This window comes from Streptomyces sp. NPDC055013, assembly GCF_053608645.1.
In genome coordinates this window covers 66,342-91,843 of record NZ_JBSGVW010000034.1, presented here as the reverse complement: position 1 = coordinate 91,843, position 25,502 = coordinate 66,342, and the positions used below count along the sequence as shown (strand labels likewise).

General features: G+C 71.4%; 23 protein-coding genes. 7 read left to right on the top strand and 16 right to left on the bottom strand.

Annotated elements, in window-relative coordinates:
- Positions 1 to 50: 50 nt before the first annotated feature.
- Both ACWGDB_RS32830 and ACWGDB_RS32825 read left to right on the top strand, forming a co-directional pair.
- A complete protein-coding gene (locus ACWGDB_RS32830; protein ID WP_453825781.1) occupies positions 51 to 497 on the top strand; it encodes a MarR family winged helix-turn-helix transcriptional regulator in 447 nt (148 codons plus the stop codon).
- Positions 498 to 670: 173 nt separating this feature from the next.
- The gene (locus ACWGDB_RS32825) at positions 671 to 1,540 is read left to right on the top strand and encodes an esterase/lipase family protein (RefSeq protein ID WP_453825780.1); all 870 of its coding nucleotides are present in this window, start codon (positions 671 to 673) and stop codon (positions 1,538 to 1,540) included.
- Positions 1,541 to 1,612: 72 nt separating this feature from the next.
- Here ACWGDB_RS32825 and ACWGDB_RS32820 read toward each other — a convergent pair whose 3' ends face one another.
- Positions 1,613 to 2,650 carry a lytic polysaccharide monooxygenase gene (locus ACWGDB_RS32820; protein ID WP_453825779.1) on the bottom strand — a complete coding sequence of 346 codons (1,038 nt, stop codon included), beginning with the start codon at positions 2,648 to 2,650 and terminating at the stop codon, positions 1,613 to 1,615.
- A 141-nt stretch (positions 2,651 to 2,791) separates the two neighbouring features.
- Here ACWGDB_RS32820 and ACWGDB_RS32815 point away from each other — a divergent pair, with 141 nt between their 5' ends.
- Complete coding sequence (locus ACWGDB_RS32815) at positions 2,792 to 3,253, top strand: GNAT family N-acetyltransferase (protein WP_453825778.1); 462 nt, start codon at positions 2,792 to 2,794, stop codon at positions 3,251 to 3,253.
- Positions 3,254 to 3,280: 27 nt separating this feature from the next.
- On the opposite strand, the gene ACWGDB_RS32810 is transcribed toward ACWGDB_RS32815, so the two are convergent.
- Positions 3,281 to 3,418 (bottom strand): hypothetical protein, encoded by a 138-nt coding sequence (locus ACWGDB_RS32810; RefSeq protein ID WP_328882644.1) that lies wholly within the window; start codon positions 3,416 to 3,418, stop codon positions 3,281 to 3,283.
- Positions 3,419 to 3,567: 149 nt separating this feature from the next.
- Here ACWGDB_RS32810 and ACWGDB_RS32805 point away from each other — a divergent pair, with 149 nt between their 5' ends.
- Complete coding sequence (locus ACWGDB_RS32805) at positions 3,568 to 4,182, top strand: class I SAM-dependent methyltransferase (RefSeq protein ID WP_453825789.1); 615 nt, start codon at positions 3,568 to 3,570, stop codon at positions 4,180 to 4,182.
- On the opposite strand, the gene ACWGDB_RS32800 is transcribed toward ACWGDB_RS32805, so the two are convergent.
- Positions 4,179 to 4,682: a DUF402 domain-containing protein gene (locus ACWGDB_RS32800; RefSeq protein ID WP_453825777.1), complete on the bottom strand. Its 504-nt coding sequence runs from the start codon at positions 4,680 to 4,682 to the stop codon at positions 4,179 to 4,181. The two genes, ACWGDB_RS32805 and ACWGDB_RS32800, sit on opposite strands and share 4 nt — an antisense overlap.
- Positions 4,663 to 5,592 (bottom strand): GNAT family N-acetyltransferase, encoded by a 930-nt coding sequence (locus ACWGDB_RS32795; protein ID WP_453825776.1) that lies wholly within the window; start codon positions 5,590 to 5,592, stop codon positions 4,663 to 4,665. The genes ACWGDB_RS32800 and ACWGDB_RS32795 overlap by 20 nt, the downstream gene beginning before the upstream one ends.
- 71 nt (positions 5,593 to 5,663) lie before the next feature.
- Between ACWGDB_RS32795 and ACWGDB_RS32790 the strand changes: the two genes are divergently transcribed.
- On the top strand, positions 5,664 to 6,032 hold the full coding sequence (locus tag ACWGDB_RS32790) for a GntR family transcriptional regulator (RefSeq protein ID WP_383607583.1): 369 nt from the start codon (positions 5,664 to 5,666) through the stop codon (positions 6,030 to 6,032).
- 162 nt (positions 6,033 to 6,194) lie between these two features.
- Here the strand turns inward: ACWGDB_RS32790 and ACWGDB_RS32785 are convergent, their stop codons facing one another.
- Both ACWGDB_RS32785 and ACWGDB_RS32780 read right to left on the bottom strand, forming a co-directional pair.
- A complete protein-coding gene (locus tag ACWGDB_RS32785; protein ID WP_453825775.1) occupies positions 6,195 to 6,965 on the bottom strand; it encodes a DUF72 domain-containing protein in 771 nt (256 codons plus the stop codon).
- A gap of 23 nt (positions 6,966 to 6,988) precedes the next feature.
- Positions 6,989 to 8,083 carry a DUF5925 domain-containing protein gene (locus ACWGDB_RS32780; RefSeq protein ID WP_453825774.1) on the bottom strand — a complete coding sequence of 365 codons (1,095 nt, stop codon included), beginning with the start codon at positions 8,081 to 8,083 and terminating at the stop codon, positions 6,989 to 6,991.
- 187 nt (positions 8,084 to 8,270) lie between these two features.
- On the opposite strand from ACWGDB_RS32780, the gene ACWGDB_RS32775 reads away from it, so the two are divergent.
- The gene (locus tag ACWGDB_RS32775) at positions 8,271 to 9,683 is read left to right on the top strand and encodes a GH39 family glycosyl hydrolase (protein ID WP_453825773.1); all 1,413 of its coding nucleotides are present in this window, start codon (positions 8,271 to 8,273) and stop codon (positions 9,681 to 9,683) included.
- Positions 9,684 to 9,704: 21 nt separating this feature from the next.
- Here ACWGDB_RS32775 and ACWGDB_RS32770 read toward each other — a convergent pair whose 3' ends face one another.
- The 7 genes from ACWGDB_RS32770 to ACWGDB_RS32740 all read right to left on the bottom strand — a co-directional run bounded on the left by ACWGDB_RS32770 (position 9,705) and on the right by ACWGDB_RS32740 (position 19,437).
- Positions 9,705 to 13,508, bottom strand: a complete 3,804-nt coding sequence (locus tag ACWGDB_RS32770) for a lipopolysaccharide biosynthesis protein (RefSeq protein ID WP_453825772.1) — start codon at positions 13,506 to 13,508, stop codon at positions 9,705 to 9,707.
- Positions 13,501 to 14,301, bottom strand: coding sequence for a polysaccharide deacetylase family protein (locus ACWGDB_RS32765; protein ID WP_453825771.1), 801 nt, complete (start codon positions 14,299 to 14,301; stop codon positions 13,501 to 13,503). Before ACWGDB_RS32765 ends, ACWGDB_RS32770 begins: the two co-directional genes overlap by 8 nt.
- The gene (locus tag ACWGDB_RS32760; protein WP_453825770.1) at positions 14,298 to 15,320 is read right to left on the bottom strand and encodes a glycosyltransferase family 2 protein; all 1,023 of its coding nucleotides are present in this window, start codon (positions 15,318 to 15,320) and stop codon (positions 14,298 to 14,300) included. The genes ACWGDB_RS32765 and ACWGDB_RS32760 overlap by 4 nt, the downstream gene beginning before the upstream one ends.
- Positions 15,317 to 16,180 carry a glycosyltransferase family 2 protein gene (locus ACWGDB_RS32755; protein WP_453825769.1) on the bottom strand — a complete coding sequence of 288 codons (864 nt, stop codon included), beginning with the start codon at positions 16,178 to 16,180 and terminating at the stop codon, positions 15,317 to 15,319. The genes ACWGDB_RS32760 and ACWGDB_RS32755 overlap by 4 nt, the downstream gene beginning before the upstream one ends.
- 390 nt (positions 16,181 to 16,570) lie before the next feature.
- Positions 16,571 to 17,668 carry a GNAT family N-acetyltransferase gene (locus tag ACWGDB_RS32750; RefSeq protein WP_453825768.1) on the bottom strand — a complete coding sequence of 366 codons (1,098 nt, stop codon included), beginning with the start codon at positions 17,666 to 17,668 and terminating at the stop codon, positions 16,571 to 16,573.
- Between the two features lies 1 nt (position 17,669).
- Positions 17,670 to 18,095, bottom strand: coding sequence for a hypothetical protein (locus ACWGDB_RS32745; protein WP_453825767.1), 426 nt, complete (start codon positions 18,093 to 18,095; stop codon positions 17,670 to 17,672).
- Between the two features lie 133 nt (positions 18,096 to 18,228).
- On the bottom strand, positions 18,229 to 19,437 hold the full coding sequence (locus ACWGDB_RS32740; protein WP_453825766.1) for a S8 family peptidase: 1,209 nt from the start codon (positions 19,435 to 19,437) through the stop codon (positions 18,229 to 18,231).
- A gap of 267 nt (positions 19,438 to 19,704) precedes the next feature.
- Between ACWGDB_RS32740 and ACWGDB_RS32735 the strand changes: the two genes are divergently transcribed.
- Complete coding sequence (locus ACWGDB_RS32735) at positions 19,705 to 20,514, top strand: SGNH/GDSL hydrolase family protein (protein WP_453825765.1); 810 nt, start codon at positions 19,705 to 19,707, stop codon at positions 20,512 to 20,514.
- Positions 20,515 to 20,516: 2 nt separating this feature from the next.
- Here the strand turns inward: ACWGDB_RS32735 and ACWGDB_RS32730 are convergent, their stop codons facing one another.
- From ACWGDB_RS32730 to ACWGDB_RS32720, 3 genes are all read right to left on the bottom strand, one after another.
- Positions 20,517 to 22,142, bottom strand: coding sequence for a protein kinase domain-containing protein (locus ACWGDB_RS32730; protein ID WP_453825764.1), 1,626 nt, complete (start codon positions 22,140 to 22,142; stop codon positions 20,517 to 20,519).
- 63 nt (positions 22,143 to 22,205) lie between these two features.
- Positions 22,206 to 23,948 carry an urease accessory protein UreH domain-containing protein gene (locus ACWGDB_RS32725; protein ID WP_453825763.1) on the bottom strand — a complete coding sequence of 581 codons (1,743 nt, stop codon included), beginning with the start codon at positions 23,946 to 23,948 and terminating at the stop codon, positions 22,206 to 22,208.
- The gene (locus tag ACWGDB_RS32720) at positions 23,945 to 25,468 is read right to left on the bottom strand and encodes a tetratricopeptide repeat protein (protein ID WP_453825762.1); all 1,524 of its coding nucleotides are present in this window, start codon (positions 25,466 to 25,468) and stop codon (positions 23,945 to 23,947) included. The genes ACWGDB_RS32725 and ACWGDB_RS32720 overlap by 4 nt, the downstream gene beginning before the upstream one ends.
- Between the last annotated feature and the right edge of the window lie 34 nt (positions 25,469 to 25,502).

Genomic DNA, 25,502 nt, shown 5'->3' with positions numbered 1-25,502 from the left:
GTTATGGTCAAGCTGGTTGACCAATACGTCAAGGGTGTTTCAATGCCTGCGTGCAGAACTCCGAAGCCATGGCCCTGTCCGCCGCCCTGCTCGCTGTCGCCGGTGAGCTCACGCAACGCATCAATGACGGCGTGGTCGCCCGCGGGTTCGAAGGGCTGCGGCCCGCGCACGGATTCGCGTTCGCGCGGCTCGCTCCGGACGGTGCGACGGCCACCGACCTCGCCGCCCATCTCGGCGTGACCAAGCAGGCGGCGAGTCAGCTGGTCGACGAGATCGTGCGCAAGGGGTACGCAGAACGCCGGCCGCATCCCGGTGACGCGCGCGCCCGGCTGGTCGTGCTGACCGAGCGGGGGTGGGCCTGCACCCGTGCGGCCGAGGAGGCGGCCGCGGATGCCGTCCGGGCGTGGGTCGGCGTGCTCGGTGAGGGTGAAGTGCAGGCACTGCTCCGGCAGTTGGTGCGCATCGCGCCCCATGGCCCCATCAGGCCCACTTGGTGAGGGTTCACCAGTGGATGTAACCGGCCACCAGTTATCACTGGAAGTTTTTACTGACGCGTAACTTCACACGTCTGCTACTCGCCCGTAACTTGACGGGTGAACAGCATCCTCGTGATCCGGATCACAGGGCGTAATGCCGTCGCAACTCCCTTGAGCCGCAAGGAGATCACACGATGCTGCCCTGGAAACGAGTGCTCAGACCGCTGGCCGCGCTGCTGCTGACCGCCGCAGTCGCCGTCGTCCCCGCCACCACGGCCCAGGCGGCCGAAGCGGCGGCGACCACGCGCAGTGGCTGGAACGACTACTCCTGCAAGCCCTCCGCCGCCCATCCCCGCCCCGTCGTCCTCGTGCACGGCACCTTCGCGAACTCCGTGGACAACTGGCTGGGCCTCGCGCCCTACCTGAAGCACCGCGGCTACTGCGTCTTCTCCCTCGACTACGGCCAGCTGCCCGGCGTGCCGTTCTTCCACGCCCTCGGACCGATCGACAAGTCGGCGGAGCAACTGTCCGCCTATGTCGACAAGGTGCTCGCCGCCACCGGTGCCGCCGAGGCCGACCTCGTCGGCCACTCACAGGGCGGCATGATGCCCCGCTACTACGTCAAGTTCCTCGGCGGTGCCACCAAGGTGAACGCCCTCGTCGGCATCGCGCCCAACAACCATGGCACCACCCTCGGAGGGCTCGCCAACCTGCTGCCGTACTTCCCCGGCGCGGAGGACCTGCTCAGCACCGCCACTCCCGCCCTGGCCCAGCAGATGGCCGGATCCGCCTTCATGGCCAAGCTCAACGAGGGCGGTGACACCGTCCCTGGCGTCCGCTACACGGTCATCGCCACCAAGTACGACGAGGTGGTCACGCCGTACCGGACCCAGTTCCTGAACGGCCCCGACGTGAAGAACGTCCTGATCCAGGACCGGTGCGCGGTCGACCTGTCCGAGCATGCGCTCCTCGGGCTGACCGACCGGATCGCCTTCCACGAGGTGGTCAACGCGCTCGACCCGGCCCGCGCCACGCCCACCACCTGTGCGTCCGTGATCGGCTGAGCACGCCGCCGGGGCCTGACCGGCCTGAGCCGCCGGTCAGGCCCCGGAGTTGTGGGGCGGTGGCGCCGCGGGTCAGCGGCCGTGGCGAGCGCCGGCCGCGCGGCGGCGCACCGACGCGAACAGGACCGCGGAGCCGAGCGCGAGGGTCGCCGCACCGCCCATCGCGAGATACGCCGTGCTGCTGTCCCCGCCGGTCTCGGCGAGGTTCTCGGTGGCACCGGCGGCCTTCGGCCGGTTGGCCGGCGCGGACTGCTGGTCCGCGGCCGCCGCGGCCGGCTCCGCCGACGTACTGGCGTCCTGGTCACCGTGGCCGTTGTGCTCGATCGTCGACTTGTCGGCACCGTCCTCGATCTGCTCCTCGGAGGGCGCGGAGGCGCTCGGGGCGGGCGCGGCCTCGCCGGTGCTGTCGCTGCCGCCGCCCGAGGTGTCGGTGCTGCCGCCACCGTCGCCACTGCCCGAACCGCCTCCGCTCGCGCCGCCGAAGGCGACGTCCGAGCAGGAGTAGAACGCCTCCGGGCTGTCCGAGCGCTGCCAGACCGCGTAGAGCAACTGCTTGCCGGAGCGCTGCGGGAGGGTGCCGGAGAAGGTGTAGAAGCCGCCCGAGGCCGCCGGGTCGGTGGACGTCGCCACCGGGTTCGCCAGGTCCAGGTCGTCCCAGGCCAACGGCTTCGACGGGTCGTACCCCTGCTTCGTGATGTAGACCTTGAAGGTGCCCTTGTGCGGTGCGGTCACGCGGTACTTGAACGTGTACGACCCGCTGCTCACGCTCGTCGTCGGCCAGTCGGCGCGGGCCAGGTCGAGGCCCTTGAACGCCTCGCTGTTCGCGCTGCACAGCTTGCCGTCCGGGATCAGCTCCTGGTGCCGGCCGTCCGCGTTGCCGATGCGTATGCCGTTCCAGTCGTAGAGGGCCTGCGTACCGCCCGCCGCGACCGCCGCCTTGCACGCGTCGGACTTCGGGCTCTCCGGGCCCTCCGCGTAACACTGCGAGACCCGGCTGACCGGGTCGCCCATCGAGCCGTGCGCCGACGCGGGCGCGGTGGCGAGGGCGGTGAGGGCGAGCGGGGTCAGGCCCAGGGCGGCGACGGTTGCGGCCTTGCGGCGTGCGGGCATGGGGGATCTCCTCGGAACCGGAACTGATGAGTGCCGGATCAAAGAAACCGTGAAAACGCCTGTCGCAGGGGGTTCGAGGCGATCTTTAGGGTCGCCTTAAGGGAGTGCTCAGGCGGAGATCAGGTAGGTACGGTTCCTGGCATGACCGATGAGCAGATCCGGCCCGCCGTCGCCGCCGACGTGCCGGCCGTCAAAGCCGTCACCGATGCCGCCTACCACCACTACATCGAGCGGATCGGCAGGGTCCCGCAGCCCATGGAGAGGGACCACGCGGCGAACGTGGCCGAGGGGAAGGTGTACGTCACGGAGGAACCCGGCACGGGGCGCGTCGTCGGGCTCGTCGTGGTCGAGGCGTACGAGGACCACCTGTACCTCGACAACATCGCCGTCCACCCCGACGCCCAAGGGCAGGGCGTGGGGCGACGGCTGCTGCACTTCGTGGACGCACACGCGCGTGCGCTGGGTCTGCCCGAGGTCAGGCTCTACACGAACGCGCTGATGTGGGAGAACCAGAAGATCTACCCGAAGTACGGCTACGAGGTCATCGAGCGTCGCGTGGACGGGCCGTACGACCGCGTCCACTACCGCAAGCGGCTCGACTGACGTGTCTCATGGGGCCGAAGGGGCGTTTCAGCCGTCCGGCCACCAGGTGCGTGCGATGTCCTTGCGGACCTCGGGTCGTCCCGAGGGGCGCTCGTCGGCCTCCTCACGGATCCGGCGGGCGTCCGTCGTCCTCTTCAGGGGCTTCTGCACGGTCACACGGCGCATGGCTGCCTCCTTCAGGGGCCACCGAGTTCCTCGTTCATGTGGAGGTAGACCCTTGCGGGGAGAGTTCCTCATCGCCGCTGGTCCTGTCAGTGGCCGCTGTCACGATTCGACTGTCAGTGGCGGGTGTCACTCTTGGCCGCATGACCGACATGACGAACGGTGAACAGGCCGTCACAGGGCAGGCCGTGGACTGGGACGCGGCCGCCGCCTCCTTCGACGACGAGCCGGACCACGGCCTGCGCGACCCCGAGGTGCGCCGGGCCTGGGCTTCCCGGCTGCGCTCCTGGTTGCCCGAGCGCGCGTCCGACGTCCTCGACCTCGGCTGCGGCACCGGCAGCCTGTCGCTCCTCGCCGCCGAACAGGGACACCGGGTCACGGGAGTGGACCGGTCCCCGGCGATGGTGGACCTCGCCCGCGCCAAGCTGGCCGGGCGTGACGCGGTGTTCCTCGCCGGTGACGCGGCGGCGCCGCCGGTGGGGGAGGAGCGGTTCGACGTCGTGCTCGTACGGCACCTCCTGTCGGCGCTGCCCGACCCGGGCCGGGTCCTGCGGCACTGGCGCGGGCTGCTGCGCCCCGGAGGACGTTTCGTGCTGGTCGAGGGCGTGTGGGGGACGGTCACCCCCGCCGGCATACCGGCGGACCGGCTCACCGGGCTGCTCGCCCCGCTCGTCGGGCAGGTGCGCGTGGAGCGCCTGTCGGACGACGAGCTGCTGTGGGGGAAGGCCGTGGACGACGAGCGGTACGCCGTGGTGGCGACGGCCTAAGCCAGCAGGGACTCCAGACCGCCCTCGACGGTGGCGAACGCCTCCAGCTCGTCCAGGGCCGCCACGGCCGCCGCTGCCGCCTCGGGATCCGTCTCCGCCAGACCGCTCTCGGCGAACTCGTCCTCGTCCAGGCGGCGTACGTCCGTGCCGTCCGCGGAGCGCCACAGGTCCAGGTCGAGGTCCTCGACGACCAGCTCGGTGCCGGACAGGGTGGCCGGGCGGGTGACGTCGCAGTACCAGCCCTTGAGGGCACCCGAAGCGTCCCGGACCTCCTTCACGGCGTACCAGCGGTCGCGCCAGTAGTACTCCGTGAAGACGTCGCCCGGCTCGAAGCGGACGAAGCCGAAGTCGCGGACCCCGTCACCGGACCAGGGGGCCCGGACGGCGATCCGGGTGCCGTCGTCGGCGACCAGCTCGGCCGCGTAACGGATCTTCGTACGGCCGCCCTTGACGAGGACCACGTCCAGCGGGCGTCCCTGCTCAGCCGAGTTCGCGGACATGACGCACCTCCGTCGCGCAGACCTCGTAGCCGAACCACTTGTTGATCGCGAGCATCGGGCCGTTGCCGGCGTCGTTGCCCGTGAACGCCTCCGTGTACCCGGCGGCGCGGGCGCGATGCAGCGAGTCGTTCTTGGCCAGCTTGGCCAGGCCGCGGCCGCGGAAGGCGCGGGCGCTGCCGGTCATGGCGGTGCCGTAGCGGGTGGCGCCGTCCGTGCGGGCGGCGCTGAAGGCGGCGGGGCGGCCGTCGACGAGGACCACCGAGGTCAGCTCGTGGCTGTTCAGCGGGTGCCGCCAGGTCTCCTCCAGCCAGGCCTCGTAGTCCGTGAACTCGGCGTCGACGTCACCGGGTTCGTCCAGCGTCGCCTCCGCGTCCAGTTCGAACAGCGGGCGGGGATCGTCCGCGAAGTCGGCGGCCGTGCGCAGTTCGACACCGGGCGGGAGCGCCTGCAGCGGCGGCAGCGTGCCGTTCGCCAGGTCGAGGCGAAGGAAGTGCGCGGAGCGGCTCGCGCGATAGCCGTGCCGTTCCGCGAAGGCGCGGTTGTCCGGCTCGTCGAGCACCCAGGCGTACAGGGTGGTCGCGCCCACGGCGGCCAGGTGTTCCTCGGCGGTGCGGAGCAGGAGCGCGCCGGCGCCGCGGCGGGTGCGCTCCGGGTGCACGTACACGTTGACGAAGCCCTGCCCGGGCTCCGGGCTGTCGTGGGCGATGCCGACCTGGGCCGTACCGATGATCTCGCCGTTCTCCTCGGCGAGGAGAGGCCGGGCATGCGCGTCGGGGTGGGCACGGGTGGCGCCATGGACGACGGCCTCCGGCGTGACCACGAGATACGGGAGAGCGCGGTGCCAGACACCGACGAATCCCTCGACATCGGCTCGGACTTCAGGACGCAGATCGCGGACGGAGACGGTCATGGGGCCGCACGCTACGCGGGCGATGTGCCGGGGTGCCTCTCATTTTCCGGCGGGTACGGGACAATCGGCTTGTGACATTGAAGATCCACATCGACGACAGTGCCGCACCGTACGAGCAGGTGCGGGCGCAGATCTCGGAGCAGGCGCGCGCGGGGGTGCTGCCGGTGGGGTACCGGCTGCCGACCGTGCGGGGGCTGGCGGAGTCGTTGGGCCTGGCGGCCAACACGGTCGCCAAGGCGTACCGCGCGCTGGAGAGCGACGGGGTGATCGAGACGCGCGGGCGCAACGGCACGTTCGTGGCCGCGGCGGGCTCCGCGGCGGAACGGGAGCTTGCGTCGGCCGCCCAGACGTACGTCGAGCGTGCTCGTCGGCTGGGTCTGGCGGAGGCGGATGCGCTGGCCGCGGTGCGGGATGCCCTGCGGGCGGCCTACGGAGGCTGAGCGCTCTGCCGGACGTGCCGAGTCGGGTGGGGTGGTCGGCCGCGGCGCCGTCGTGACCGGTCGCGCCCACACGGCGGAGCCGCACATCGAACATCGCCCCGCGCCCCTTCCGGGGCACCTCCGCACCGGAGTGAACCACGCCTGACCGGCTTGTTCAGCTGTTCAGCGACGTGCCGCGAACTCCGGCGTACGCGTCACCGTCAGCCCCGCCCGCGTCGCCGCCCGACCGAAGACCACCGCGTCCGCCACCGCCGCCCCGCCGGGGTCGTTGTTGAAGTAGGCGTACATGTCCTCGGCGTCGGACCAGGTGGTCGCGATGCGGTCGACCCAGGTCTCCAGGGAGCGCCGGCCGTAGCGGGGCCAAGGATGGGCGCGGCCCTCGTGGAAACGGACGTAGCCCCAGTCGGCGGTGCGCCACAGGGGCGTCACCGGGCGGGCCCGGACATCGGCCCAGCACAGGGCGGCACCGCGGGACTCCAGCACCTTGCGGGTGCCGGCCACCCACCAGGACGCGTGGCGGGGCTCGACCGCGATCCGCGTCCCGGACGGGAAGCAGGCCAGGCAGGCGTCGAGGAGGCCGGGGTCGGCGCGCAGGGTCGGCGGGAGTTGGAGGAGGACCGGTCCCAGGCGGTCACCCAGGCCCGCCGCATGGGACATCAGACGGTGGACCGGCTCCTCGGGATCCTTGAGACGCTTGATGTGGGTGAGGTAGCGACTCGCCTTCACCGCGACCACGAAGTCCCCCGGCACCCGGTCACGCCAGACCTCGAAGTTCTCCCGTGTGGGCAGCCGGTAGAAGGCGTTGTTGATCTCCACCGTGGCGAAGTGCCGCGTGTACTCCTCCAGCCACAGCCGCATGGGCACATCGGCGGGGTAGAGGTCACCCCGCCAGTCCCGGTACTGCCACCCCGACGTCCCGAGGAACAGGGTCATACGACCATGAAAGCACCGGAGGGCTAGAGGTACAGCCCCGCGTCCGCCCCGTCCCGCGGGTCCGGCAGCGACGTCGGGGATGTGCCCCGCTTCAGCGCGTACAGCTCCGCCAGTGTGGCGCCCTCGCGGCCGACGCCCTCCTCCGTGCCGAGCCAGGTGGTCGCCTCACCGCGCGTCAGCGGACCCACCTCGATGCGGGCCAGACAGCGGCCGGGGCGGACGACGGCAGGGTGGAGGCGCTCCAGGTCCTCGTTGGTGGTGACGCCGACCAGGACGTTGCGGCCCTGGCCGAGCAGGCCGTCGGTCAGGTTCAGCAGCCGCGACAGCGCCTGGCCCGCCGTGTGCTTCGCCTCGCCGCGGATCAGCTCGTCGCAGTCCTCCAGGAGCAGCAGCCGCCAGCGGCCCTTGCCCGTCGAGTCCTCCTCGCCGATCGCGATGTCCATCAGATAGCCGACGTCACTGAAGAGCCGCTCCGGGTCCAGGACACAGTCCACCTGGCACCAGTCGCGCCAGGAGCGGGCCAGCGTCCGCAGTGCCGACGTCTTGCCCGTGCCCGGCGGGCCGTGCAGCAGGAGCAGCCGGCCCGCGATGTCCTCCGGTGTCGTCTTCATCAGGCGGTCCATCGCGTCCGCCACCGGCTCGGTGTAGTTGGCCCGCACCTCGTCCCACGTGCCCGCGGAGATCTGCCGGGTGGTGCGGTGCGGGCCGCGCCTGGGGGAGACGTACCAAAAGCCCATGGTGACGTTCTCCGGCTGCGGTTCGGGCTCGTCCGCCGCTCCGTCCGTCGCCTCGCCCAGGACGCGCTCCGCCAGTTCCTCGCTGGTCGCCGTCACCGTGACGTCCGCGCCCCGGTTCCAGCGCGAGATCAGCACGGTCCAGCCGTCGCCCTCCGCCAGCGTCGCGCTGCGGTCGTCGTCGCGGGCGGTGCGCAGCACCCGGGCGCCCGGCGGCAGGAGCGTCACCCCGGACCGTACGCGGTCGATGTTCGCCGCGTGCGAGTACGGCTGCTCGCCCGTCGCGAAGCGGCCGAGGAACAGCGCGTCGACGACGTCGGACGGCGAGTCGCTGTCGTCGACGTTGAGCCGGATCGGCAGAGCGTCGTGTGGGTTCGCAGACATGCGGCCATGATCCGTCACGCGGGGGGCCCGTGCACCCGGTTTCCGTGCCACACCCCGCCAACGGACGATGCCTGCCACCCGCCCCGACGTGTGCAGGCGCCCCGGTGCATCCCGTCCGCGCTGTTACAGGACCGTGCACTGCCGAAACCTGCCCGCGCGGCTGCCGCCGCCGTTACCGTTGTCCTTGATGGGACGTCATGGGTGGAATTCGGGGGCAGGGCGGTGGCGGCTCACCGCGCTGCTCGGGGTGAGCGCGGCGGCTCTGGCACTGGTGGTGACCCTCCTCAACACACTGCCGGGCAACGGTGTGAACACCGACGGCACCTCACGCGACGGCGACAAGGTGCACGGCAATCCGACGGCCACGCCGGACGCCGGGAATCCGGAGGTGGGCTGGGGGTTCACGCACACCCAGTACAGCGCCGACGAGGGCGACTCCGCCGCCGTCAAGCGCGTCGAGGGACGGCTCGCGGACGCCGGGGGACTGCCGCAGATCCAGCACATCATGGGCTGGGGCTCCGACAACCCCGAGCCGGTCGAGGGGCGTTACGACTTCGAGGCGATGGACCGCCGTGTCGACTTCATCCGCGCCTCCGGCAGCACCCCCGTCGTCACCCTGTGCTGCGCCCCCGACTGGATGAAGGGTGGCAAGGCCGGCGTCGACAACACGAACTGGAGCCAGGCCGCCCTGGAGACGCCGCCCGAGCCCGAGCACTTCGAGGACTTCGCCGCGCTCGCCGTGACCGTCGCCAAGCGCTATCCGGACGTGCGGCACTTCATCGTGTGGAACGAGTTCAAGGGCTTCTGGAACGACGCCGAGGCCCGCTGGGACTACGAGGGCTACACCCGGCTCTACAACCTGGTCTTCAAGGCGCTGAAGAAGGTCAACCCCGACATCATGGTCGGCGGGCCGTACCTCGTGATGGACAGCGTCGACCCGCGTGCGCAGGAGGCCTCGAAGGAGCTGAAGGGCTCCTGGGGTGCCATGGACCAGCGCACGATCGACGCCTTCCAGTACTGGAACCGGCACAGGACCGGCGCCGACTTCGTCGTCGTGGACGGCTCCAGCTACACCCGGGACGACGAGCTGCTGCCCGACGAGTTCACGGCCACCGACAAGTTCACGGCCGTCAGCCAGTGGGTGCGGCGGCAGACCGGCGATCTGCCGCTGTGGTGGGCCGAGTACTACGTCGAGCCCGCCGACGGCAACGACGACCGCAAGGGCTGGTCCGAGGCCCGCCGGGTCGCCGTACAGGCCACCGGGATGATCGCGCTGGCCAAGGGCGGCGCCTCCTCCGCCTTCTACTGGAACCCGCAGGAGGAGCGGGGCACCGAATGCGCCGGCTGCCTGTGGACGCCGACCGACACCGAGGGCGGCGGCGAGAAGCTGGCCATGTACGACCTGGTCGCCCGCTTCGCCAAGGAGTTCCGGCCGGGCACCGAGTACCGGAAGGTGTCCGTGGACAAGCCCGACGTGCGGGTCCTGGCCACGGACAAGGCGGTCCTCGTCGTGAACACCCTCGACCGGCAGACCAGCGCGAAGATCGACGGCGAGAAGGTCGAGCTGCAGGCGTACGAGGTCAAGTGGCTCAAGCGCTGAGCCACTTGACCGTCACCGTCCTCACTTGATCGTCAGGAAGCGCTGCACCAGCGAGGCCAGCAGCACCGCCAGCAGGGGCAGCGAGAACCAGAAGCTGCTCTGCAGCCACCGCAGTTGCCGCACGCTGGGCGCCATCGCCACCCGGACGAGCTCGCGGGCCATCAGCAGCACGATCAGCGCGAGCGCCGCGAGCCCCCCGACCACCGACCACGGCGTCCAGGTCACCTGCGGCCCGATCGGACCGGGATCGGCCTTCGGGATCTCGCCGGCCGGCTGCTTGCGCAGCGCGTACATCGTCACGTCGGCGTTGGCGAAGACCTTCTTCAGCTCCTGACGCTTGTCCAGGTTCTGGATCAGCCGCGGCTCCCAGGTCGCCGAATAGCCCACGTCCATCCGCAGATAGGTGACCTGACCCCGGTTGATCATCAGATACGAGTTCGGGCCCGCGTCCTTGAGCGCCTTGACCAGCCCCGACACCAGCACCGGGTCGGTCGGCGCCAGCGTCGGCAGGTACTCCACCTTCTCCATGTCCCGCGAGCCCCACGGCATGGACGGTGTCACCACGTTGACCGGGTCGTTGCTCAGCCACAGCAGCCGCGCCGTCGGATCGTCATGGGCGTACACGTACTCCATGGCGGCGACCTCGCCGGGCCGGATCCGCTCGAACGGCTCGTTGCCCCAGCGGGCCACCAGGAAGCCGCCCATGAGCACCAGGCCCGCCATGAGCGCGGCCAGCGGCGCGAGGCTCACCCGGTCCTTGTCGCGCTCCTTCGTGGTGATGCCGGTGCGCGGGAACAGGGCGAGTCCGGCCAGCAGGGCCGCGCCGGGCAGGGCGAACATGAAGACGCGCAGCGCCATCTCACCGCCGTACGACTGCATGCCGAAGCCCAGGAACGGCACGAAGGTCAGGACGAGCAGCGAGCGCTCCCGGTAGTGGTGGAAGCGCCGCCGCCACCAGCCCCAGCAGGCGAAGGCCATCACACCGCCGGCCAGCAGCACGCGCGTGTAGAGGACGAGCTTGTGCGTCGAACTGCCGCCCTCGATGCGGCCCGACACCGACGACGACACATTGGAGCCGACGCCGCCGACCCCGCCGAAGAGCTCGTCGAAGTGGCCGGACCAGTACGGCTCGGCCATGAAGCCGATCCAGACCGTCACCATGACGCCGAACAGGATCGGCAGGCCGCGCAGTTCGGACTTGCCGATCAGGACGAGTGCCGTCAGCACGCCCAGCATCACGAACGGCGTGAGCTGGTGGGCCGGGACGCTCGCCGCGAACAGGCCGATCAGGACCATCAGCAGCACGGCCCGCCGGCGCCGGTCCGTCGGCTCCACCTCGACCTCGCCGGGCCGCCGCTTCGTCCAGATCACGCGTGGCGCGCGGAACCAGACCAGCAGGATCGCCGCGAAGACCAGATACAGCAGATACGTGAAGCCCTGCGGCGAGAAGTAGTCCTGGCCCACCCAACCGCTGAGCACGAAGATCCAGACACCGGTCCACTTGGCACGCCAGCTCGCCCGCATCGAGCGCACGAGCAGGAACATCGGGACCAGGTACAGCAGTTGCACCGCCAGCGGCCACCAGCGGATGACCTCGCTGAGATCGCTCACCCCGCAGGCCTTCGCGGCGAACGCGGCCACCGCGAAGAAGCCCGGCCAACTCCAGCGCGCGTCCAGGTCGGGCACCGCCGACCCGGTGCGGTCGATGTAGTCGAGGAAGCCGAGGTGCTGCCAGGCCGTCGCGAACCGCGGCTCGGTCTCGATCAGGGCGGGCAGGGCGTGCAGCGACACGACCGTCGCGAGCAGCGTGATCAGCAGCAGCGCCCGATGCTCGCGGCCCAGCCACAGCAGCGAGGCGAACACCACCGTCAGCAGCGCGGCCCCGACCAGGGTGGGGAGCGGCAGCACGGAGATCAGCCCGAGCCCGCCCATCGCGTCCAGGTCGGTCTCGCCGAGCCGCAGCGCGGGCACCCAGTACAGCAGCAGCGCGGCGATCAGCAGACAGCCGAGGACGACCCCGAGGCGGGTGGGCAGCAGCCGTTCACGCCAGGTGAGTGCGGGCACGGGCGCCGCGGGCTGTCGTACGGCCTCTTCGTGCATGGGCGGCTCTTCCCGTACGGCAGCCTCCTCGCGCTCCTGAGGCGCGGCCTCGTCGAACGGGGCGTCCACGTCCACCTCGGCCGGCCCCAGCGACGCCTCCGAGCCGGGCTCCCGCTCCTCGACCGGCAGTCCCACTTCCGGTGTGCGTGCCCAGGCCGGGCGGTGGTCCGGGCGTACCGGCGGGGTGCCCGTGGGCGGTGTACCGGGACCGGGGCGGACATCGGGCCGGCGTTCCAGGTGGTCGAGGTCGACGTGGATGCCGAGGGCGAGCGTGTCGGTGTCGAGCGCCCAGGCGGGCCCCCGCTTGCGCGCCCCCTCGGCCACCTCGCGCGCCCCCAGGTCGGCGAGATCACCGTCGGGGGCCGCACCCGCGGGAACCTCGGCCGAGGTCGCCCGCACCGTCTTGAACAGCTTGGGTGCGGCGATCGCGACGATCACCGCCAGGGCCACGATCTCGGCGACGCCGGCGCCGGTCAGGCCCATGCGGGGGAGCAGCAGCAGCGTCAGACCGAGCACCAGGGCGCACAGCAGGCCCTGCAGCCAGGCCAGTCCGGCGGTGCGGCTCTGCGCGCGCAGGACCGCGAAGTACGTCTCCATCACGACCCGCAGCAGCGCACCCGCCGCGAACCAGCGCAGCAGCGGCGTGGCCGCGTCCGCGTAGCCCTGGCCGAAGACGCCCAGGATCCAGGGCGCCCCGAAGAACAGGATCGCGGCGACCGGCACCATGATCCGCGCCATGCGCTTCAACGCGGCCCGGGTGTTGGCGGCCAGCCGCCCCGGGTCGTGCGAGCTCTCGACCGTGAGGGAGGCGCCCATGTTGATGGCGAGCAGATTGACCGTGCCGCCGATGGTGGCCGTGATGTAGAAGTACGCGTTGTCCTCGGCGGAGACCTGCGCGGCCACGATCACGGGGATCAGATAGACCACGGCGAGGGAGAACAGGGAGCCGGTGTAGTCGCCGGCCAGGAACTTCCCGATCTCCTTCAGGGACGGGGGACTGGTGTGTTCCTCGGTGGCCTTCACATGGCGTGGCACCAGGCGCCGGAACACCAGCCAGCCCAGCGGCAGTACGGACACCGCGATCGCCGCGACCCACGACACGAAGACACCGGCGGTCGGGATCGCCACCGCGAAGGCCACCAGCAGACCCAGCTTCACCGCGGAGAACACGGTGTTGCCGACCGGCACCCACACCGCGCTGCGCAGCCCGGTCAGCACGCCGTCCTGCAGCGTGAGCAGATTCCAGGCGATGACGGCCAAGACGAAGAACAGCCCGTTGACCGGCCCGCTCAGGAACCGGTACGACGGCCCCCACAGGTCCAGCGTCAGCAGGAAGACCCCCGCGGCCAGGGCCACGACCACGCAACTGCCCGCGTACGTCCGGAAGATCAGGCGAACGCTCGTACGTCCCGCGACCGGAATGAAGCGGGCCAGCGCGCCCGTCAGGGTCACCGCGGTCAGACCCGCGAGGAACTTCATCGCGGCGATCGCGGCGGACCCCTGGCCGACCGCGGACTCGGAGTAGTAGCGGGCGGCGGCCAGCCAGAAGCCGAGCCCCAGCACCGCGGAGACACCGGTGTTGATCATCAGGGCGTAGGCGTTGCGGAACAGCTGACTGCCCCCGGAGGACCCGCCCATGCCGGGCAGGCGAAGGCGGCGCCCCGACTGCTCGGGCGCCGGCGCGTCGGTCGATGCGGGCTCGGTCGTGGTCGTCGTGTCAGACACGGGAACGGATGGCCTTCCGGCGGACCTGTCGGGCTCTGCGGACGACGGCGTACCCCTTGGTGAGGGCACGGTCCCTGGCGAAGGTACGGGCGATCGCACGGCCCTCGACCATCCGCCCGAACTCCTCGATTCCGGTGGTGCGGCGCACGGTCAGACGGGTGAGCGCGTACGGCCCCTGCCGGCGCCGCGCGAGGCCGTTGTTGACGGCGAGCGCCTGGGCGTACCCAGTCTCGCGCACCGCCTCGCGCACCCGGCGGCTGGAGTAGCCGTACGGGTAGGCGAACGAGGCCGGGACGCTGCCCAGCCGGTCCGAGATGATCTCCTTGCACAGGATCAGCTCGGAGCGCAGCCTGTCGTCCGGGAGCTGGTCGAGCTGGGGGTGCGTGTGGCTGTGGCCGCCGATCTCGACGTCCGCCTCGGCGAGTTCGCGTACCTGGTCCCAGTCGAGCATGGTGTCCAGGCCGCCGCCCATGTCGTGCGGGCCCTTCAGCCAGCCCGTGGAGACGAACACCGTGGCCGCGAAGCCGTGCTTGGCGAGCACGGGCAGGGCGTGCCGGTGCACGCCCTCGTAGCCGTCGTCGAAGGTGATCAGCACCGGCCGCTCGGGCAAGGGCTTGCCCGAGCGCCAGCGTGCGGCGAGATCGGCGGTCCTGACGGGTGTGAGGCCCAGATCGCCGATCAGCGCCATCTGCTCCGCGAACGCCTCCGGCGCCACCGACAGATCGCGGGTGGCGTCGTTCGGCGAGGTGGAGACGGCGTGGTACATCAGGATCGGCACACGCGTGTCGGTCATCTGCTGCCCCCCTCGACGCCGGCTGCCCCCTTGCTGCCGGCTCCCGCTTCGGTCCCCGCCACCGAGTACGTAACGCCGCCCCGGCGGACCCGGACACTCCCCACCACGTACCCACCGGCGGCCGTGAGCACCCCGGCGACGATCGCGCCGGCGCGCCCCGCACCGCCCGGCCGGGCGAGCAGGGCGTCCCGCAGTCCGCGCGCGACCCCGGCCGGCAGGACCCGGGTGGCGTACCGGCGCTCCGACTCAAGTCCCTTGTCGGCGCCGACACTTCGGGCCACCAGCGCCTTCGACAGACCCTCGGCGTAGGTACGGGTACGGAAGTACCGGAAGTGCTCGCGCACTGCGGGCACCCGGTGGTGGATCACCGCGCGGTCGTCGATCAGCAGGACCGCCTCGGGCCGGGCCCGGGTGAGCCGGATGCACAGCTCCGTCTCCTCGCAGCCCAGCGGCAGCCGGTCGCCGTCGCGTCCGATGCCGCTGGCGAAGCCGCCCGCGAAGTCGAACGCCGTACGCCGGAAGGAGGCGTTGCCGCCGAGGACGTTGCGCACCTTCACGCGCCCGCGCGGCAGGCCCCGGTAGGTGCAGCCGACCACCCAGTCGAACTCGTCCGGGAACCAGGCCGGCCGACGCCCCGACGCCCAGATCGGCTCGGTGCGCCCGCCGACGGCCATGACGTGCGGGTCGGCGTACCCGGCCGCGAAGTGCTTCAGCCAGTCCCGCTCGGCCACCGCGTCGTCGTCGAGGAACGCGATGACCTCGCCGTACGAGGCGGCGATGCCGGTGTTGCGGCCCGCGGACAGGCCGCGGGGGCCCGCGTTGGCGAACACCCGCACATCGGTCGCTTCCTTGTACTCCTTGGTCAGCCGGTCCAGGAGCGCCTCGTTGTGGTCGACGACCAGCAGCGTCTCCAGGGCCGGATACGACTGCGCCCGCACCGAGGAGACCGCCGCGAGGATGTCCTCCCAGCGGTCCTCGGTGTACACGCAGATCACGACGGAGATGTCGGGACCGCTCAAGACGCCTCTCCCCGGACCGAGTGAACCGGGTGAGCCGGCTGGACCGACGGCACCGAGCCGAGCGTCGGGGAGTGCGCCGCGGCGGTGCGGCGGCGCAGCGCACGCCGGTTGGAGCGCTCCTTGAGGATCACCTTGAGCACCCGCAGCCCGTCCCGCACGGCCCGCAGATTGCTCGTGCCGTGGATGCGGAGGTACTCGTGGCTCGGTATCTCCTGCACCTTCAGGCCCGCCTTGACGACCCGGATGTTCATCAGGGTCTCCACCTCGAAGCCGGTGCAGTCGAGGTCGATCTTGTCGAGGCAGTGCCGCCAGAACGCGTTGTATCCGTAGCAGAGATCGGTGTAGCGGGCGCCGAACTTGCGGTTGACGACCGTGCACAGCGCCCAGTTGCCGAGCTTGCGGATCGGCGTCATGTCGTCCGTGCCGCCGCCGTTGGCGAAGCGGGACCCCTTGGCGAAGTCCGCGCCCGAGACCAGGGCGGAGACGTAACTGACGATCTCCTGGCCGTCGGCCGAGCCGTCCGCGTCGACCATCACGATGATGTCGCCGGTGGCCGCCTCGAACCCGGTGATCAGGGCATCCCCCTTGCCCTTGCCGCGCTGTCGCACGACCTTGACGTCAGGCCACAGCTCGCGGGCCACTTCGACGGTGTTGTCGGTGGAGTTGCCGTCGACCAGGACCACTTCGTGTATCCAGTCCGGCAGTGTCTTGAAGACGTACGGAAGGTTCTCCGCCTCGTTCATGGCCGGGATCACCACGCTGACCGGTGGAGCGATGGCCAGGTGTGTGGAGATCGGCCGGTACTTGCCGACTGTGGACGGACCTTGGTCCGTGACCGCCGGGCGCAGAAAAGAGCTCATGAGTCTGGTCCCTCTCGTCCGGTGGACCGCCCGCCCCTGGGCGGCCCGGCATTGTGTCCGGTTCGAAAGGGGGGTTCCTCACCTACGGCACGACCAGATCGATCTCCGTGCACGCATGGTGAGCTGGCATTTCTGGCCGACCACCGATAATCGGCAGCCGGTCGCACGGCACGACTCGGTCACCAGTGCGGACACCTTCACCGAGCACCCCCCTACCGCGCCTCGCGCCGGAACCCGTCGCGGTCTTGAGCCCTCCCCTAGCCGCTTGATGACAGTCCGATGCGAGTGAGATGTACGACGGTATTGATGATTGAGACTGTATGGCAAGAGCTGGAACGAGCTCTCACGTTTTCGTACTTTTGACCGTAACCGGCCGAGTTGCCTTGACCGTCACCGGCGTCCCGAGCGGATCCTCCCCATGCTCTTCAGCAGCCGGTCGGCCGGTTCGAACAGCTCCGGCCGGGTCTGCACGGTGTTGCGCAGCGCCCGGACCGGGGCACGGCGTGCCCGGTGTCCGAACGCGACCGGGTGACGCCGGGTCACCCACCCCTCCGACACCATCAGCTCGCGTGTCTTCAGGGAGTCCTTGTACTCCTTCTGGCCCCGGCCGAGGTCGAGATACGCGATGCCGTCGGCGGCGGCCTCCTCGGCCATGCGCAGATGCAGGACCAGCCCCGGGGAGTACTTCGAGAACGCCGGGTCGTACGCCGGGAACCAGCAGGCCAGCACCCGCTCGGTGCGCAGTCCGAAGTGCGCAGCGATCGGCTTGCCGCCCGCGTACAGCACCGACAGGATCCCCGCGAACGGCTCGGAACGGGTGTGGAACAGCTGCTCCACCAGCCCGGTGATCCACTCGTGCGCGAACCGGTCGCTGCGCCCGGTCCTGCGGTACTGCGCGGACTTCCAGGCCATCAGCGTGCGCAGGGCCGCCGGATCGCGCTCGTCGTGCACATAGCGCACGCCGTCGTGATCCCGGCCGAGCTTGCGCTCCTTGGCGAGCGTCGACTTCGTGAACTTCGGTGACCGCTCACGCAGTTGACTCATATACGCCTCGTACCCCTGGTCGATGTCCATGACCGGGGACGGGAAGGTGCCGGACGCCACCTCCTCGAACGCCGCCTGGCCCTCCACCAGGTGGTCGAACTCCCATACGGCGAGCCCGCAGGCCTTCAGCAGCTCCCGCGCGTCCCAGGTGAACCCGGGCCGGTGCACCACCCCCTGCGCGTCCGAGACGCCGAGCCCGATGGCACGGCCGACTCCGGCCGCGGTCCGCTGGAACGGGAAGAACGCCGCCGGGTCGCCGCCCTCCCGTACGACCGCGATCCGCACCCCGCGCCGGCAGCGGCCGACCGCGAGGGCGAACTCGGGCGACAGGAAGGGGTTGGCCAGCTCCGGCGAACCCTGAAGATGGGCCTTGGACTGCATCGATGTCCACGCCGCCCGGTCGGCGGAGCTGAGCTCGCCGGGGCGGTACACGCTGATGTCCACGTCAGTCAGTCCGCCTTCGCGTCGTACGGCCGCGCAGCCGCCGCACCAGTACCAGCAGGAGAATGAGGGCGCTGATCGCGGTCACGGCCACGATCCCGCCGCGGACCGACCACCGGTGCACGGCCAGCATGCCCTGGGCCACCAGCATGTTGACGACGACCGCGCCCGCGACCGCGGCCACGGTCCTGCCGAAGGGTTCCAGTCCGCGCAGCGCCGCGGCGATCGCCACGGCCGGTGCCGCGAGCAGGAAGAACAGCGTGAACGGGCCGCGCAGCGGTGACTGCGAGCCGACGAGCGCGAGAACCGCGCCGAATCCCCCCACAGCCGTCGCGGCGCCCGCGAGCAGCGGTTTCAGGTCCCTCCCCGGTCCTGACCGCTCCCGCTCGGCGTCCTGAGACGCACCTGTCTTGCTACGTAAGGTCTGCATTGGCGACTTTGCCCCCCGAAGCGCCGGATGCCGGGCTTCAATGTCGCTCAGCTCCGTGGGGGCCGTCAAGACGTTCCCCGGAGACGGCGGGCGTCTCCGGGGAACGGTTGGTTCTGGTCGTACGGGTGTGCTGTTACGGGACGAGCTTCAGCAGCCGGTTGGGCGAGCCGGTGCCGGGGCCGGTGACCACGTTGGTGGTTGCGCCGCCCGTGAGGGCCGAGGCGACCGTGGCAGGGGTGGCCGAGGTGTGGTTCGCCAGGTAGACCGCCGCGGCGCCCGCGACGTGCGGGGTCGCCATCGACGTACCGGAGATGGTGTTCGTCGCGGTGTCGCTGGTGTACCAGCCGGCCGTGATGGAGGAGCCGGGGGCGAAGATGTCCAGCACCGAGCCGTAGTTGGAGTAGCTCGCCCGGGCGTCCGAGCTGGTGGTGGCGCCGACGGTGATCGCCTCGGTCACGCGGGCCGGGGAGTACGAGGAGGCGTTGGCGTTGCTGTTGCCGGCCGCGACGGCGTAGGTCACTCCGCTGGCGATGGAGTTGCGCACGGCCGTGTCCAGCGTGGCGGAGGCTCCGCCGCCGAGCGACAGGTTGGCGACCGAGGGACCGGAGTGGTTGTTGGTCACCCAGTCGATGCCCGCGATGACGCCCGCGGTGGTGCCGGAACCCGCGTTGTCGAGCACGCGCACCGCCACGATCTTCGCCTTCTTGGCGACGCCGTAGGTCGAGCCCGCGATGGTGGTGGCCACATGGGTGCCGTGGCCGTTGCCGTCGGAGGCGGTGGTGTCGCCGTCGACGGCGTCGTAGCCGTAGCTGGCACGGCCGCTGATCTGCTGGTGGGTGATGCGCACGCCGGTGTCGATGACGTACGCCGTCACGCCGCTGCCCGCGCTGTCCGGGTAGGTGTAGGTGCCGGAGAGCGGAAGCGCGGACTGGTCGATGCGGTCCAGGCCCCAGGGGGCGCTGGTCTGCGTGGTGTCGGCCAGCCGGACGCGCTGGTTCTGCTCGACGGACGCCACGGCCGGGTCGGCGGCGAGTTGTCTGGCCTCGGTTGCGGAGAGGGCGGCGGTGTAGCCGTTCAGTGCCTTGGTGAACGTCTTGCTCACCGAGCCGCCGTACTCCTTCACCAGGTCCTTGCCGGCGACCGAGGAGGCCTTGATGCCGGCGCTCTTCTTCAGCGTGACGATGTAGCTGTCCTTGATCGCCGTGGGGGAGCCGGCGGCCAGGACGTTCCCCTCGGCCGGGGCGGCCTGGGCGGGGAGGGAGGTGAGCCCGCCGACGAGGGCGGCGGTCGCCAGGCCGGTTATCGCGGCGAACCGGAGCTTGTTGCTACGCAGTTGTGCCATTACGAGGGAGTCCTCCTCAAGGCGGTGCGCTGGTGGTGCGCGCACATGTGGGGGGTGCGTGCGCGGTCGCACGCACGGCCCTGGAACGGTGCGTTCCTGTTCCGGGGTCGAGGTAAAGGCTCTGCGGTCCCGCGACGACCGACAAGGGGGTTGACGATCTGTCAACAATCCTGTCATGCACACGAAATATCTTGGCATGGACACTTCCCGTCAACACGCGTAGTTGGTACGACGGTTATGGCAGAGATCCTGCTATAGGGAGGTTCCATGAGACGTTCCCGACTTTCCGTATACGTCGCCTCACTCCTCCTCGCCGTCGGCACAGCCCTTACCGGGGCCGCGACGGCGCAGGCCGCCGACAGTGCCGCAGCAGGCGGCTTTGTGGCCCTCGGCGACTCCTACTCCTCGGGCCTCGGCGCGGGCAGCTACATCGGCTCCAGCGGCGACTGCAAGCGCAGCACGAAGGCGTACCCGTACCTCTGGGCCGCCGCGAACTCACCCTCGTCATTCGACTTCACGGCATGCTCGGGCGCTCAAACGGGTGATGTCACGGCCAGTCAGCTCGGCCCGCTCAGCTCCGCCACCGCACTCGTGTCCATCTCCATCGGCGGCAACGACGCCGGCTTCGCGGACATCATGACGACCTGTGTGCTCCAGGGCGACAGCGCCTGCGTCTCACGCATCAACACCGCGAAGGCGTTCGTCGACTCGACGCTGCCCGGCAGGCTCGACAACGTCTACACGGCCATCCGGACCAAGGCCCCGTCCGCCCATGTGGTCGTGCTCGGCTACCCCCGCTTCTACAAGCTGGGCGCGTCGGGGTGCATCGGCCTGTCCGAGACCAAGCGCAAGGCGCTCAACGGCGCCGCCGACTACATCAACGCCGCCACCGAGAAGCGTGCCCTGGACCACGGGTTCACCTTCGGCGACGTACGGCCCACCTTCACCGGGCACGAGCTGTGCTCCGGCAGTTCGTGGATGCACTCCGTGAACTGGCTCAACATCCCGGAGTCGTACCACCCGACGGCCGCGGGCCAGTCGGGTGGTTATCTGCCGGTTCTGAACGCCGCGGCCTGAACCTAGGAGCCGGGCGACCCGGTGGGCGTAGGCGAGACCCCGTCCGTCGGGGTCTCCGTCTCACAGGTCACCGAGAACGGCACCGAGTTGGACTTCGTCTCCACCGGGTCGCGCACCTCGACACTGATCTCGTTCTCGAACGTCCCGCTGTCGTCGTACGTCGTCACGAAGGCCCTGTCCTGCTTGGTCCGCCCCCCGCCCTCCGGGAAGGACAGGGTCTTCCAGCCCTGGTCCATGACCTCGCCGTCCTGCGACACCCAGCGATAGCTGACCTGCGCCGGCAGCCGCCCCACCGTGAACGTCGCCGTGAAGGCGGGCGCCTGGCCGTCCGGCGGCGGACAGGACCCGGAGTACTCGGTGTTGGCGCCCGCCAGCGTCACCTTCACGGACTGCGGGGCGGGAGTCGTACGGCTGCTGCTCGGACCGGGCGTCGGACTCCGGCCCTCGTCGGTCGCGCCCTCGTCGTCCGTCTCGGTCGGCGAAGTCCCCCCGCCCGTCTGGGTGGTGGTCTCCTGGCCGCCCGCGTCGCCGCCGTTGCCGTCCCCACGGTTGAGGAGGGCGTACGTCAGCCCTGCCACGGCCAGTGCGACGGCGGCGATGCCCGCGATCAGCACCACGGCGGCGCGACGGTTGCGCTCGGGCCGGACGGGAGCGGTGTCCCGGCCGGGCCCGGCAGCTGCCGTGGGCCGAGTGGGTCCGGGAGGCGGCACCGGGGCCGTGGGGCCGGTCCGCGGCGGAGTCCGGTGGGCCGCGACGGTCGGCGTGTAGGGAGTCGCCGGTACGGCGTCCGCGCGCGGTGTCCCTCCCGCACCGATGATCCGCAGGTCCTGTTCGGCCCGGTCGGCCGGCAGCCGCTCCGCCGGGTCCTTGCGCAGCAGGCCCTCGATGACGGGGGCGAGCGGCCCGGCCCGGCGGGGCGGGGGCAGTTCCTCGTCGACGATCGCGCGCAGCGTGCTGAGCGGGGTGGTCTGGCGGAACGGGGAGTTGCCCTCCACGGCCGCGTACAGGAGCACGCCGAGGGACCACAGGTCCGACTCCGGGCCGGGCGTGCGGCCCAGCGCCCGCTCCGGGGCGAGGAACTCGGGGGAGCCGATGACCTCGCCGGTCATCGTCAGCGCGGAGCTGCCCTCGACCATGGCGATTCCGAAGTCGGTCAGGACGACCCGGCCGTCGTTCGACAGCAGCACGTTCGCCGGTTTCACGTCCCGGTGCAGCACCCCGGCCTCGTGCGCGGCCCGCAGCGCGGACAGCACCTCGGCGCCGATGTGCGCGGCGCGCTGGGGGCTCAGCGGGCCCTCGGCGTCCAGCAGCTCGGCCAGCGAGATGCCGCGGACCAGCTCCATCACGATCCAGGGCTGGCCGTCCTGCGTGGCCACGTCGTACACCGTGACGACATTGCTGTTGGCGACCCGCGCCGCCGCCCACGCCTCGCGCTCCAGCCGGGCGTACATCCGCTCGACCTCCGGGCCCGGCAGCCCGTGCGGCGCGCGCACCTCCTTGACCGCGACCTCGCGGTGCAGCAACTCGTCGCGGGCCCGCCACACGGTGCCCATGCCGCCCTCGCCGAGCGGGGACAGAAGGCGGTAGCGGCCCGCGATCAGACGTTCACTGCCCGGTTCTTCGGACACGGGCGTCCCCCATTCGCATCCGAGCGAAATCTGCACTCCGCGTGATTTCTCCACAAAAGTAGCTCAGCCGAGTGCGGATGCCGCCCCCTGGAGAACCAATCCGGTCCCGATCAGCACGACGAGCACCGCGGATCCCAGTGGAGCGGTCCTGCGGACGAAGACCGTCAGGGGGTGCGCCATCCAGCGGGGCTGCCTGTCCAGCACCCGCGTCACTCCCGTACCCAGCCTCACGACGGCGAACCCGGCCGCGGTGAGGGTGAGTGCGAGCCCGAGGCCGTACGCGACGACGAGCAGCAGCCCGAACCACGCCTTCCCGAGCGCCGCCGCGCCGACGAGCACGACGACCGCGGAGGGGCTGGGCACGAGCCCGCCGGCGAATCCGAGCAGGATCGTGCCGCGCAGGGTGGGGGCGGTGGAGTGGGTGTGGGTGAAACCGCCGTGGGTGTGGGTGAGGAGGCCGCGGGTGCGGGGGTGACCGTGCGTGTGTCCGTGGTCGTGTCCGTGCTGGTGGGTGGCGCCGGCGGGGGCGTGCGCATGGGTGTGTCCGTGCGCCGGGGTGGGCTTCGGTGTCGCGGGGTGGGCGTGGGCGGCGACCAGGACCGGTTGGCGCTCGTGGGTGTGGTCGGCCTCGTGGGTGTGCTCGTGTCCGTCGGTGTGGTCGTGCGGGTGGGTGTGGTCGTCGTGCCCGTGCCCGTGCCCGTGGGGGTGGTCATGGTCATGGTCGTGCGCGTGTTCGTGCCCGTGTGTGTGGAGGCGGCCGTGGCCGCGGAAGTGCCAGGCCCGGCGTACGAGTGTCGCGCCCGCCGCGATCACCAGGGCGCCGCTCGCGATGCCCAGCCAGGTGATGACCGAGGGTGCCGCCGCCGAGCCGGCGGTGACCAGGAGGCCGAGGGCGACCACGCCCAGGGTGTGCGTGACCGTCACCGAGGCGGCCAGCGGCAGGACGTCCTTCATGCGGGCCCGGCCGCCGCGGGCCGCCGCCACCGCCGCCATCAGGGTCTTGCCGTGGCCCGGCGCGAGCGCGTGCATCGCGCCGAGGAAGACCGCGAGGAGCAGGGCGAGGGCGGCGAAGCCGACGGTCAGGTCGTGGCGGGAGACCAGGCCGTCCAGGGCACGCGTCCAGCGGTCGGCGCCGCGCGGCAGGACGGAGGACCCGGGGGCGTTCTGTTCCGCCTCGGCGAGGGCCGGTCCGCCGGGGCGCACCCGCAGGGACGCGGTCCTGGTGTCCGCCGGAGAGGAGAGCAACTCCTCCGGATACCGGGTCAGTTCGCGGGAGATCGACTCCTTCGGCACGTCCGAGGCGGTGAGCGTCATACGGTCGCCGCGTGCCGTGATCTCCCGCCAGCCGGGGCCGGACTCCGCGCCCGCGCCGCGGAAGCCGAGGTCGAGCGTGGCGTCGCCGGCGTTCTCGGGCAGCGGCGCCGTCAGCCGGCACTCGACGCGGAGGGTGTCGAGCCCCGCCTGACCGGGCCGCACGCGCGCGTGGCTGCTGTTCAGCGCCAGTTCGACCGTACGGCCGTCCACGGTGACCTCGCTGCCCCGCACGGCGTCCTCGCACCGCTGCCGGGCCCATGCCGTCATGCCCGCCTTCTCGATGTCCGGCCCGGCCTGGGTCGCAGGGATCTCGGCGAGGTCCTCGACGTGATGGACGCGCAGTTCGCCGGGGGTGGCGACGAGGCCGTCGTAGCGGTTGACGGTGAAGTTGCCGAGGGGGTGCGCGCTCGCGGGAGGGGAGGAGAACAGCGCGAGCGCGCAGGCCGCCGTGAGGACGGCGGCGCAGGAGGCGAGCGGACGACGGAGGGTCACTTGGCCGCCTCCGGGTTCTTGAGGGCCGTACGGGCTTCCTCGGCGCCCAGCGGCGAGAAGCCGGGGTTCAGCTTCAGAGCGGCCCGGAGGTGCTCACGGGCGTTCTCGGCGTTGCCCGTGGCGTGCTCGATGATCCCGCGGTGGTACAGGAACGCGGCGTTGCGGTAGCCGGTGGCCGTGGCCCTGCGGGCGTAGGGCAGGGCTTCCTCGTCCTTGCCGTTGACGTGCAGTGCCCAGGCGAGGGCGTCCGCGGTGTGCACGGTGTGGCGGCGGTTCCACTCGGCCCGGGCGGCGCGCAGGGCGGACGCCTTGTCACCGTGGTCGGCCGCCGCGAGGGCGGTGTCGAGGTCGGCGTTGACGCCGTTGGCGCGGGCGAGGGCCGTCCAGGCGTCGACGAGGGCGTACTGGTCGTCGGCCTCGGTCCGGTCTCCGGCCGCCTCGTACAGCTCGCCGAGTTCGACGAGCGGGCCCGGGAGCGGGTACCGGGACACGACGTCCTTCAGCCCCTTGATCGCGCCGGCCCTGTCACCGCTCGCGGCCTGTGCGCGGGCGCGTCCTTCGAGCGCGGGGACGTAGTTCTCGTCGGCGGCGAGGGCGCGGGCGTAGTGGGTGAGGGCGGAGTCGTGGTCGCCCTGGCTCCAGGCGAGTTGGCCGAGCTGGGTGGCGACGAAGGCGATGTCGCCGGGGGCCACCGCGGAGGAGAGCGCCTGCTGCAGCACGCGCTCGGCCGTGGTCACGTCGCCGCGCAGTTCGTGCACGTACGCGTACCGCGTGAAGACCGGGACGCCCGGGCGGCGGTCGTCGGCGGTGTTGGCCGCCTTGGCGGCGTCGGAGTAGCGGCCGAGCTCGACGAGGGCGTCGATGCGGGTGCACAGGGCGCGTTCGCTGTAGGGGTTGATCCTCAGAGCGCGGTCGGCGTACTTCAGCGCGTCCTCGAAGTCGTGGCGCGCGGCGGCGAGGGCGGCCCGGCCGGCCAGGGCCTGGTCGTTGTCGGGGTCCAGCTCCAGTGAGCGCTTGAAGGCCTGCTCGGCCTGGGGGTAGCGGGAGGGGTCGCCCTTCGTGCGGGCCTGCTCGACGTAGGCGAGGCCCAGGGTGGCCCAGCTGCCGAAGTCCTTCGGCTGGTCGCGCAGGTGGGCCTGGAGGGAGGAGATGCCGGCGTCGAGGTCGCCGGTGGCGAGGAGGCCCGGCGACACCGCGGCCGCCGCCGGGGCGAGGCTCTGGCCTGCGTCGTCGTGTGCGGCGCCGAGGGCGATGGAGCCGGCGGTGAGTGCCACGGCCAGCAGGGTGGCGCAGCCGGCGAGGTGGAGCGTGCGGCTGCGGCGTGCGGCCGCGGCGGCGCGACGCAGTGCGGCTGTGCGGGTCTCGCCCCCGCCAGGAGGCTCCGCCCCCTGGACCCCCGTAGGCCTGAACGGCCCCGTCCTCAAACGCCGGACGGGCTGGAAGGCCTGCCGTGCCCGCCGCACGGCGGCCACGCGCTGCTCCTGGTTCTCCGGCGCGCTGTCGTTCGTACGCGGGGCCATGCCCTCTCCTCAATTGGCTTTTCAACGACGTCCG